Here is a 9,492-nt window from a genome sequence, read left to right as displayed (position 1 = left end):
GGCGGGGGGCGGCGGGACCGGCCGGGAGAGGACGATCGCACCCGGCCGCTCGACGTTGCCGCGCTCGCCCGCACTGCCGACGTTGGCCAGCACGACGGCGAAGTAGGGCAGGACCACGGCGCCGATGGCGAAGAACAGCAGCCACCAGCCGTGGGCGAAGAGCAGGCAGATGACGCAGAGCATCCTGATGCCCATGGCGATCGAGTACTTGATCGCGCGGGAGCGCCGCTCGGCGCTCGGCGACGGCGGTAGGGAGGTGAGTGTCTCGCGTGGTTTCACAGCCCTGCAAGCCTACGTCGCGGCGGGCGGGTGCAGGCCGGGAGGGCCTCATCCCGGAATCTGTTGCGCGACGCGCCTCTAGGATGTACGGGTCGCCCGGCGCCGCACGAGCGCCGGCAGGAGGGACACCATGACCACGCCGCGCACCGTCCTCGTCACCGGGGGCAACCGGGGGATCGGCTTCGCCATCGCCCAGGAGTTCGTGGCCGCCGGTCACCGGGTCGCCGTGACCGCGCGCTCGGGATCCGGTCCGGAGGGCTCCCTCACCGTCGTCGCGGACGTGACCGACGCCGCCTCCATCGACGCCGCGTTCACGCAGGTCGAGGCCGAGCTGGGCCCGGTCGAGATCCTGGTGGCGAACGCGGGCATCACCCGCGACACCCTGCTGCTGCGCATGACGGAGGAGGACTTCACGTCCGTCGTCGACACGAACCTCACCGGGGCGTTCCGCGTCGTCAAGCGCGCATCGAAGGGGATGCTCAAGCAGCGCTTCGGCCGCGTCGTCCTCATCTCCAGCGTGGTCGGCCTCTACGGGTCGCCGGGCCAGATCAACTACTCCTCGTCGAAGGCCGCCCTCGTGGGCTTCGCCCGCTCGCTGACCCGCGAGCTCGGCGCCCGCAACATCACCGCCAACGTCGTCGCTCCCGGCTTCATCGAGACCGACATGACCGCGGAGCTCTCCCCGGAGCAGCAGGCGGAGTACCGGAAGAGCATCCCGCTCGCCCGCTACGGCACCGCTGCCGAGGTCGCGAAGGTCACGCGCTGGCTGGCCGGCGACGAGGCCGCGTACATCTCGGGTGCCGTGATCCCGGTCGACGGCGGCCTCGGGATGGGCCACTGATCGATAAGCTCTGGGCTTATATCCGGCGGATATAAGCTCTAGGCTTATGCGATGACCTCCTCCGATGTCGTCGCCGTGCTCCTGGACCTGGTGACCTCCCGCTCCCTCGTCGACCGCGCGGGTGCTCAGCGCGAGATCGAGCGGGGCTTCGCCGAGGTGGAGGCCGCGGTCCCGGCGATCCAGCCCCTGCACCCGACGGTCGGCGACGAGTTCCAGGCGATCTACCCCTCCGTCCACGCCGCACTCCGGGCGACGCTGCAGGCGCGCCTCTCGCTCCCGGCCGGCGTCGACTGCCGCGCGGGCATCGGCCTGGGCGAGGTGCGGGTGGTCGGGTCGGGGATCGCGGGGGACCTCGAGGACGGGTCCGGCTGGTGGCGCGCGCGCGAGGCCATCGATCGCGCCCACGCGCTCGAGGACGGTGCCGTGCCCACGGCCCGCGGATGGTTCGTCGCCGGGGACGCCGACGGGGACTCCGGCGAGGCGGCCGTCAACGCCTACCTCCTCTCCCGCGACGCCCTGGTCGGAGCGCTCAGCGCGCGCGATCGCCGACTCGTGCTGGGGAGCCTGCGCGGAGCGTCGCAGAAGGAGCTGGGCGAGCAGGAGTCGATCTCGCAGCCCGCCGTCTCGCAGGCGCTGCGGCGCGCGGGAGCGGGCGCCCTCCTCGCCGGCGCGCGCCTGCTGGAGGAGACGTGCTGACGGCGCTGCTGCTCGCCGTGATCGGCCTCGGCGACCTCGCGCGCACGCACCTCCGCCGCCGTGCGGCCCTCCTCGCGATCCCCGTGCTCGCCGCCGCAGCCGTGACCGCAGCGCTCCTCGTCGGAGTCCCGCCGCTCGGTGCGGCGATCGTCGTCGTCCTGGCCGGAGCCTGGCTGCTGACGACCACGACCGTCGAGAACGCGCGGCCGCCCGGGGGTCTGCGTCCGGCCGTCGCCCTCGTCGCGGCGGTCCTGGTGCTGACCGCTGTCGACCGCGCCGCCGGCGTCCCGACGGGGCCGCTCGCGCCGACCACCGTCGCGAGCACGCTCCCTCCGATCGAGCAGCTCGCTCTGGCGGTCGGAGCCGGGCTCTTCCTGCTGGAGAGCGGCAACGTGATCGTGCGGGCGGCGCTGTTCCGCGAGCTCCCGCAGGCCGAGCCCGCGCCGCGTCCGCGCTGGAGCGAGCGGTTCGCGCGTCGGGAGCCGGCCGACGCCCGCCTGCCGGACCTCCAGGGCGGGCGCACGATCGGACCGCTGGAGCGGCTGCTGATCGCCGGTCTCACGCTCGCCGGAGCGATCGGCCTCGCCGGTGCCGTGCTCGCGGCCAAGGGGATCGTGCGCTTCCCCGAGATCTCCCGCGACGGCGGCAGCGGCGAGAAGGCGGAGTACTTCCTGGTGGGCTCGCTCGTCAGCTGGGCGCTGGCGCTCGGCTGCGCCGGACTCGTCGCGATCGCGGGCCGCTGACCTTCCTGAGGCCGGGGGAGGCGGGCCTCAGCCGCGGAGGCCGAGGACAGGCAGCAGCTGCGACAGGTCGAGGCCGCCGACGACGAGGTCGGCGCGCTCGCGCACCAGGGGCTTGGCGTTGAAGGCGACCGCGAGGGAGGCGACCGCCATCATCTCCAGGTCGTTCGCACCATCGCCGACGGCGATCGTGCGCTGAGGCGGGACGCCCGAGACCGCCGCCCACTCGCGGAGCGCCTCCGCCTTGGCCGCGGCGTCGATGACCGCCCCGTCGACCGCTCCGGTCAGCAGGCCGCCCCCGCAGCAGAGGCGGTTGGCCCGGACGAAGTCGAGGCCGAGCGCACCGGCGACCGGGTCGAGGACCTCGTGGAACCCTCCGGACACCACACCGATGCGGCCGCCGGCGGCGTGGACGCCGGCCACGAGCTCGGCGGCGCCGGGCGTGACGCGGACGCCCGAGCTCACACCGGGGAGCACCGACTCCGGGACCCCGGCGAGAGTGGCGACCCGCTCGCGGAGGCTCTCGCCGAAGTCGAGCTCGCCGCGCATCGCCCGCTCCGTGACGGCGGCGACGCGCTCCTCGGAGCCGGCGTGCACCGCGAGGAGCTCGATCACCTCGTCCTGGAGGAGGGTGGAGTCCGCGTCGAGGACGACGAGGAAGCGGGCAGGCGTCGCAGGACGCTCACTCATGGGCCGGTCCGATCGGTCGGGTGGGCGCGCCGGGGCGCAGAGCTCGACCCGCGGGGGTGCTACGGGTGGACGACGACGCCCTTGCCGACGACGGTGATGCCCGACTCGGTGACGGTGAACCCGCGCTCGCGATCGCGGTCGTGGTCCACGCCGACTCGAGCACCGGGCTCGACGACGACGTCCTTGTCGAGGATAGCGCGGACGACCAGCGCGTCCGGGCCGATGCGGACCTTGTCGAAGACCACCGAGTCGGTGACCGTCGCGTTCGACTCGATGACCGTCCAGGGCCCGACGACGCTGCGCTCGATGTGCGCGCCCGAGATCACGGTGCCGAGCGAGACGACCGAGTCGACCGTCGATCCCATGTTGCCCTTGCCGTCGCGGACGATCTTGGCCGGAGGGGAGTTCAGCTGCGACGAGAAGATCGGCCACTGCTGGTTGTAGAGGTTGAAGACCGGCAGCGCCGAGATGAGGTCCTGGTGGGCCTCGAAGAAGGAGTCGATGGTGCCGACGTCCCGCCAGTAGTAGCGGTCGCGGTCGGTCGAGCCGGGGACGTCGTTGAGCTTGAGGTCGTAGACGCCGGCCTCGCCGCGCGCGACGAAATCCGGGATGATGTCGCCGCCCATGTCGTGGTCCGACGTGGAGGACTCGCCGTCGCGGATGACCGCGTCGATCAGGGCGTCCGCGTCGAAGACGTAGTTGCCCATGGAGGCGAGGACCTCGTGCGGGGAGTCGGCCAGGCCGACGGCGTCCTTGGGCTTCTCGAGGAACTCGGAGATCATCGTCGGGACGATGCCGTCGCCCGCCTCGTCACCGGCGAGCTGGATGACGCCGAACTGGTCCGCGAGCTCGATCGGCTGGCGGATGGCCGCGACGGTCGCCTTCGCACCGGACGTGATGTGCGCGTCGATCATCTGCGAGAAGTCCATGCGGTAGACGTGGTCGGCGCCGACCACGACGACGATGTCGGGCTTCTCGTCGCGGATCAGGTTGAGGCTCTGCAGGATCGCGTCGGCCGAGCCGCTGAACCAGCGCTTGCCCAGGCGCTGCTGCGCGGGGACCGAGGCGACGTAGGAGTTCAGGAGCCCGGAGAGGCGCCAGGTCTGCGAGACGTGGCGGTCGAGCGAGTGCGACTTGTACTGCGTCAGCACGACGATCTGGGTGAGACCGGAGTTGATCAGGTTGGACAGCGCGAAGTCGATCAGCCGGTACTGCCCGCCGAACGGCACCGCGGGCTTGGCCCGGTCCGCCGTGAGGGGCATGAGGCGCTTTCCCTCGCCGCCGGCGAGGACGATGCCGAAGATCTTCTTTGACTGCATGGCACCACAGTAGGGGCTCGGGCTTCCCCGTGGACCCCGGCTGTCGCCGGGGGAGCGCCCTGTACTACGGTTCGGGGGTGCGAGTCGATCTGCTGACCAAGGAATACCCGCCCGAGGTGTACGGGGGAGCCGGTGTCCACGTGGCCGAGCTCACCAAGGCGCTGCGCAGCGACCTGGAGGTCGTGGTGCGCTGCTTCGGCGCGCCGCGCGAGGAGGAGGGCACGTTCGCGTACTCCGTCCCCGCGGAGCTCGCCGAGGCGAACGGCGCGCTGCAGACCCTCGGGGTCGACCTGCAGATCGCGCAGGACGCGGCGGGGGCCGACCTGGTCCACTCCCACACCTGGTACGCCAACGCCGCGGGGCGTCTCGCCCAGCTCCTGCACGGCATCCCGCACGTGGTCTCGGCGCACAGCCTCGAGCCGCTGCGTCCGTGGAAGGCCGAGCAGCTCGGCGGCGGCTACCGCGTCTCGAGCTGGATCGAGCGGGAGGCGTACGAGAACGCCGACGCCGTGATCGCGGTGTCCGGCGGCATGCGCGAGGACATCCTCCGCTCCTACCCGGCCCTGGACCCGGCGAAGGTCCACGTGGTCTACAACGGCATCGACCTCGACGCCTGGCACCCGGTCGAGGACGAGGCCGTCCTCGCCGAGCTGGGCATCGACCCCTCGCGCCCCTCCGTGGCCTTCGTCGGCCGCATCACTCGGCAGAAGGGCCTGCCCTACCTGCTCCGCGCCGCGGCGACCCTGCCTCCCGAGGTGCAGCTCGTGCTCTGCGCGGGCGCCCCCGACACCCCCGAGATCATGGCCGAGGTCACCTCCCTCGTCCGCAGCCTCCAGGAGGAGCGCACCGGCGTCGTCTGGATCGACCGGCACCTGCCGCGCCACCAGCTCTCCGCGGTCCTGACGAACGCGACCACGTTCGTCTGCCCCTCGATCTACGAGCCCCTCGGCATCGTCAACCTCGAGGCGATGGCCTGCGGTGCGGCGGTCGTCGGGACGGCGACCGGCGGCATCCCGGAGGTCGTCGACGACGGCGTGACCGGGCGACTCGTCCCGATCGAGCAGGTCACCGACGGCACCGGCACCCCCGTGGACCCGGAGCGCTACGTCGCCGACCTGGCCGCCGCCCTCGCCGAGGTCGTCGCCGACCCGGAGACGGCGAAGCGGATGGGCGCCGCGGGCCGCGAGCGCGCGCAGAGTCACTTCAGCTGGACGCAGATCGCGCGGGACACCCGGGCGATCTACGACTCGCTCGTCTGAGCCTCCCGGCCGCCTCCTTTAGAATGGCTCCCATGCCCAGCGTTGTCTCGTTCGTCGATGTGTCCTTCGTCCGGAACGGCAAGCGGATCCTCGACCACGTGTCGTGGGACGTGGCCGAGGACGAGCGCTGGGTGATCCTCGGCCCCAACGGGGCGGGCAAGACCTCGATCCTGCAGATCGCCGCCGCGCAGAACTACCCCTCGACCGGTGCCGCGCACCTGCTCGAGGAGACCCTCGGCCGGGTCGACGTGTTCGAGTTGCGCCCGCGCATCGGCTACGCCTCGACCGCGATGGCCCGCCGCCTCCCGGCCGGCGAGACCGTGCTCGACGTCGTGATGACCGCCGCCTACGCCGTCACCGGCCGCTGGAACGAGGGCTACGACGCGATCGACGAGCGCCGCGCCCGCCGCGTGCTGTCCGAGTGGAAGCTCGAGCACCTCGCCGAGCGCACCTTCGGGACGCTCTCGGACGGCGAGCAGAAGCGCGTCCAGATCGCCCGCGCGATCATGACCGACCCCGAGCTGCTCCTGCTCGACGAGCCGGCCGCGAGCCTCGACCTCGGCGCCCGCGAGGAGCTCGTCCAGCTGCTGGGCGGCTTCGCGAAGGACCCGGCGTCGCCCGCGATCGTGATGGTGACCCACCACGTCGAGGAGATCCCCGACGGCTTCACCCACGCCCTGCTCCTCCGGGACGGAGCGGTGGTGGCGGCGGGCCCGCTGGCCGAGTCCCTGACCGAGGCGACGCTCGCCGAGACCTTCGGGCTCGACATCGCTCTCACCCGCGAGAACGGGCGCTTCTCGGCCCGCGCCCGCGGCTGACCCCGGCTCCGAGGTCCGGGCGCGGCGCGACTTCTGCGCGCGCTGCCGGTCTGGTATTCTCGGTAGCTGGTTCGGGCCCGTTCGCGGTGCGCCCGCCCTCATCCACCCGTTCCCGTCGACGACAGGTGCGGTTCAGGACCATCGACGACAGGACACGACCATGAAGACCGACATCCACCCCGAGTACTCCGCGATCGTCTTCCGCGACCTCGCGTCCGGTGAGACCTTCCTCACCCGCTCGACCGCGAAGAGCAGCAAGACGATCGAGCTCGACGGCGTGACCTACCCCGTCATCGACGTCGAGATCTCCTCCGCCTCGCACCCGTTCTACACGGGCAAGCAGCGCATCATGGACTCGGCCGGCCGTGTCGAGAAGTTCAACAGCCGCTACAAGAACTTCGGCAAGTAGCCTTCCTCGAAGGGCCCTCGACCTCACGGTCGGGGGCCCTTCGTCGTTCGTGCGGGGCGGTCCTCAGTAGCGGTAGAAGCCCTCTCCGGTGGCCGTTCCGAGGCGGCCGCGATCGAGGTACTCCGTCTTCAGGTGGGCGGCGAACGCCTGGGAGGCCTCGTCCGGGGCCGCGGCGGCGATGTTGTAGGCGGTCCGCAGACCGACGACGTCGAAGATCTGGAAGGGTCCGAGCGGGGCGCCGGTGCCGATCCTCCAGGTCTTGTCGATGGTCTCGTGGTCGGCGTAACCGCCCATGAGCAGCCCCGACGCGGCGTTGAGGAGCGGCACCAGCAGCGAGTTCAGGACGTAGCCGGCCTTCTCCTTCTGCAGCCTGATGGGCTCGAGGCCGCTGGAGACGGCGAACTCCACGATGGCGTCGACCACGGCGGGGTCCGTGTCCGTCGTCCCCATGATCTCGGCCGTGTTCTGCGCCCAGACGTGGTTGGCGTAGTGCAGCGCGAGGAACCGGTCGGGTCGGCCGGTCGAGGCCTTCAGGTCGCTGGGGAGCAGCGTGGACGAGTTGGTCGCGAAGACCGTGCGCTCGGGAGCGAGCGCACCCAGGCGGCCGTACAGCTCCTGCTTCAGGCCCAGGTCCTCGGGGACGGCCTCGATCACGAGGTCGGCGTCGGCGACAGCCTCCGCGAGGTCGGAGGTGAGGCGGAGGGAGTCGAGCGCCTCCTGCGGTCCGCCGGCGACGCCGCCGGGCACCGACTCGTAGACGCCCGCGAGACCGCGGAGCCGCTCGCGCGCCGACTCGAGGACGTCGTCGGAGAGGTCGTAGACGGTGACGGCGAAGCCGTGGAAGGACGACTGGAAGGCGATCTGGGAGCCGAGCACTCCGCTGCCGAGGACGGTGACCGTGCGGATCGTGGGCATGACTTCTCCTTGCGAGAGGGGGGGAGGGGGAACACGTGCTCACCCGATCCCACAGCGCCGCGGTCCGCGGAGCGAGGGCTTGCGCCGACGGGCGGGCCGTGGCCGTCGGGGAGCCGGCGCGGTAGCGTCCCGGCATGGTGTCCTTCGCCGACAAGCCGATCCTGCCGTTCACGACTCCTGAAGAGTGGGACGCCTACCTCCGCGGCGAGCCCGACCCGGACGGAGTCCGGCTGAAGCTGCGGAAGAAGGCCGCCGTCGATCCGGGGATCACCTACGCCGAGGCGCTCGACATCGCGCTCTGCCACGGCTGGATCGACGGTCAGGCGGGAGCCTTCGACGAGCAGTTCAAGCTCCAGGCCTTCACCCCGCGGCGTCGCGCGAGCCCGTGGTCCAAGGTCAATCGCGATCACGTCGCACGGCTGCTGGCGGAGGGCCGGATGCTGCCGGGCGGGCTGGCCGAGGTCGAGCGGGCACGCGCCGACGGGCGCTGGGACGCGGCCTACCGGCAGCGCGATGCGGAGGTGCCGGACGACTTCCAGCGGGCGCTCGACGCGGATCCGCAGGCCCTGGCCTTCTTCGCGACCGTCGGCGGGCAGAAGCGCTTCGCGTTCCTCTTCCGCCTCTCGCAGCTGAAGCGGGCGGCGACGCGGGAGCGGCGGATCGCGGAGTACGTGGCGCTCCTGCGCGAGGGGCGCACGCTGACCTGAGGGGTCAGTGGCGGACCGGCCAGCCCCCGTCGGCGACGAAGGACTCGTCGCGGACGCGGCGCATGTACTCCTGGAAGGACTCGGCCTGGGTGCGGCACCAGTCGACCTGGAGCGCGTGCAGGGCCTCCGCGCCGACTCCGAGCTCGTCCGCGAAGGCGCGGCCCAGCGCCTGGGCGACGCGGCCCGCCGCGATCGCGTCCGCGCCCGCGTCGTGCGCCTCGGTGAGGGCGACGCCGTAGTGCTCGGCGGCGAGGGTCAGGGTGCGCTTGCCCTTGCGGTAGCGGTCCACCGCCTTGTCGATCACGAGCGGATCGACGACGGGGCTCGGGTCGAGCAGCACGGGCACGCCCCAGCGGCGCGCCTCGTGGGCGAGGAGCGAGAGGTCGTAGGGGGCGTTGTAGACGACGACCGGGATGCCGCGGGCGAGGAGCGAGCGCAGCGCCTCGGAGATCTCGGCCACAACCTCGCCGGCGGGGCGGCCGTGCGCGCGGGCGTGCTCGGTGCTGATCCCGTGGACGGCGGAGGCGCCGGCCGGGATCTCGACCCCGGGATCGGCGAGCCAGGTCGTGCCCTCGATCGGCTCGCCCGCCGCGTCGATCACGCCGACGTGCGCGGTGACGATGCGGCTCGTGCGGACGTCGATGCCGGTGGTCTCGAGGTCGAACACGGCCAGCAGGTCGAACCACCGCGCCCCTTCGGAGGGGACGAGCTCCTGCTCGGCGTCGTCGAACAGCATCGGCTCGGTCTGCGTCTCGGTCGTTCCGGTGGTGCTCACGCCGACAGCCTAAAGGGGGCCTCCGACATCGGCCGGAGGCCCCT

12 protein-coding genes are annotated in these 9,492 nt (G+C 72.2%); 7 read left to right on the top strand and 5 right to left on the bottom strand.

Features of this window, described 5'->3' with window-relative positions; genetic code table 11:
* On the bottom strand, nt 1-279 hold a 279-nt coding region (locus tag C5C82_RS03640), incomplete at its 3' end, for a DUF3099 domain-containing protein (RefSeq protein ID WP_146083920.1).
* 130 nt (nt 280-409) lie between these two features.
* Here C5C82_RS03640 and C5C82_RS03635 point away from each other — a divergent pair.
* Genes C5C82_RS03635 through C5C82_RS03625 form a run of 3 tightly spaced genes read left to right on the top strand, consistent with a single transcriptional unit; the run spans nt 410 to nt 2,559 of the window.
* Nucleotides 410-1,120, top strand: a complete 711-nt coding sequence (locus C5C82_RS03635; RefSeq protein ID WP_104225284.1) for a beta-ketoacyl-ACP reductase — start codon at nt 410-412, stop codon at nt 1,118-1,120.
* 51 nt (nt 1,121-1,171) lie between these two features.
* Complete coding sequence (locus C5C82_RS03630) at nt 1,172-1,816, top strand: SatD family protein (protein ID WP_104221954.1); 645 nt, start codon at nt 1,172-1,174, stop codon at nt 1,814-1,816.
* Nucleotides 1,810-2,559: a hypothetical protein gene (locus tag C5C82_RS03625; protein WP_104295328.1), complete on the top strand. Its 750-nt coding sequence runs from the start codon at nt 1,810-1,812 to the stop codon at nt 2,557-2,559. Before C5C82_RS03630 ends, C5C82_RS03625 begins: the two co-directional genes overlap by 7 nt.
* A 27-nt stretch (nt 2,560-2,586) precedes the next feature.
* Here C5C82_RS03625 and serB read toward each other — a convergent pair whose 3' ends face one another.
* Together serB and C5C82_RS03615 are read right to left on the bottom strand one after the other, a co-directional pair.
* Entirely contained in the window at nt 2,587-3,246 is a 660-nt protein-coding gene (gene serB / locus C5C82_RS03620; protein ID WP_104225283.1) for a phosphoserine phosphatase SerB, read from the bottom strand.
* A 59-nt stretch (nt 3,247-3,305) separates the two neighbouring features.
* Nucleotides 3,306-4,565, bottom strand: a complete 1,260-nt coding sequence (locus C5C82_RS03615) for a glucose-1-phosphate adenylyltransferase (RefSeq protein WP_104221960.1) — start codon at nt 4,563-4,565, stop codon at nt 3,306-3,308.
* Between the two features lie 77 nt (nt 4,566-4,642).
* On the opposite strand from C5C82_RS03615, the gene glgA reads away from it, so the two are divergent.
* The 3 genes from glgA (at nt 4,643) to C5C82_RS03600 (ending at nt 7,051) form a co-directional block, all read left to right on the top strand.
* Nucleotides 4,643-5,824, top strand: coding sequence for a glycogen synthase (gene glgA, locus C5C82_RS03610; RefSeq protein ID WP_104295327.1), 1,182 nt, complete (start codon nt 4,643-4,645; stop codon nt 5,822-5,824).
* Nucleotides 5,825-5,856: 32 nt separating this feature from the next.
* Nucleotides 5,857-6,642 (top strand): ABC transporter ATP-binding protein, encoded by a 786-nt coding sequence (locus C5C82_RS03605; RefSeq protein ID WP_104232626.1) that lies wholly within the window; start codon nt 5,857-5,859, stop codon nt 6,640-6,642.
* Between the two features lie 160 nt (nt 6,643-6,802).
* Nucleotides 6,803-7,051, top strand: a complete 249-nt coding sequence (locus tag C5C82_RS03600) for a type B 50S ribosomal protein L31 (protein ID WP_068253003.1) — start codon at nt 6,803-6,805, stop codon at nt 7,049-7,051.
* A gap of 63 nt (nt 7,052-7,114) precedes the next feature.
* On the opposite strand, the gene C5C82_RS03595 is transcribed toward C5C82_RS03600, so the two are convergent.
* Nucleotides 7,115-7,966: a 3-hydroxyacyl-CoA dehydrogenase gene (locus C5C82_RS03595; RefSeq protein WP_104257557.1), complete on the bottom strand. Its 852-nt coding sequence runs from the start codon at nt 7,964-7,966 to the stop codon at nt 7,115-7,117.
* Nucleotides 7,967-8,100: 134 nt separating this feature from the next.
* Here C5C82_RS03595 and C5C82_RS03590 point away from each other — a divergent pair, with 134 nt between their 5' ends.
* On the top strand, nt 8,101-8,673 hold the full coding sequence (locus tag C5C82_RS03590) for a YdeI family protein (RefSeq protein ID WP_104232624.1): 573 nt from the start codon (nt 8,101-8,103) through the stop codon (nt 8,671-8,673).
* 4 nt (nt 8,674-8,677) lie between these two features.
* Here the strand turns inward: C5C82_RS03590 and C5C82_RS03585 are convergent, their stop codons facing one another.
* Nucleotides 8,678-9,409 (bottom strand): 3'-5' exonuclease, encoded by a 732-nt coding sequence (locus C5C82_RS03585; RefSeq protein WP_104222136.1) that lies wholly within the window; start codon nt 9,407-9,409, stop codon nt 8,678-8,680.
* Nucleotides 9,410-9,492: the final 83 nt, after the last annotated feature.

The organism is Rathayibacter sp. AY1D5, assembly GCF_002932515.1.
Classification (GTDB): Bacteria; Actinomycetota; Actinomycetes; order Actinomycetales; family Microbacteriaceae; genus Rathayibacter.
The sequence above is the reverse complement of the archived record's forward strand: the minus strand, read 5'-3'. Positions and strand labels throughout refer to the sequence as shown.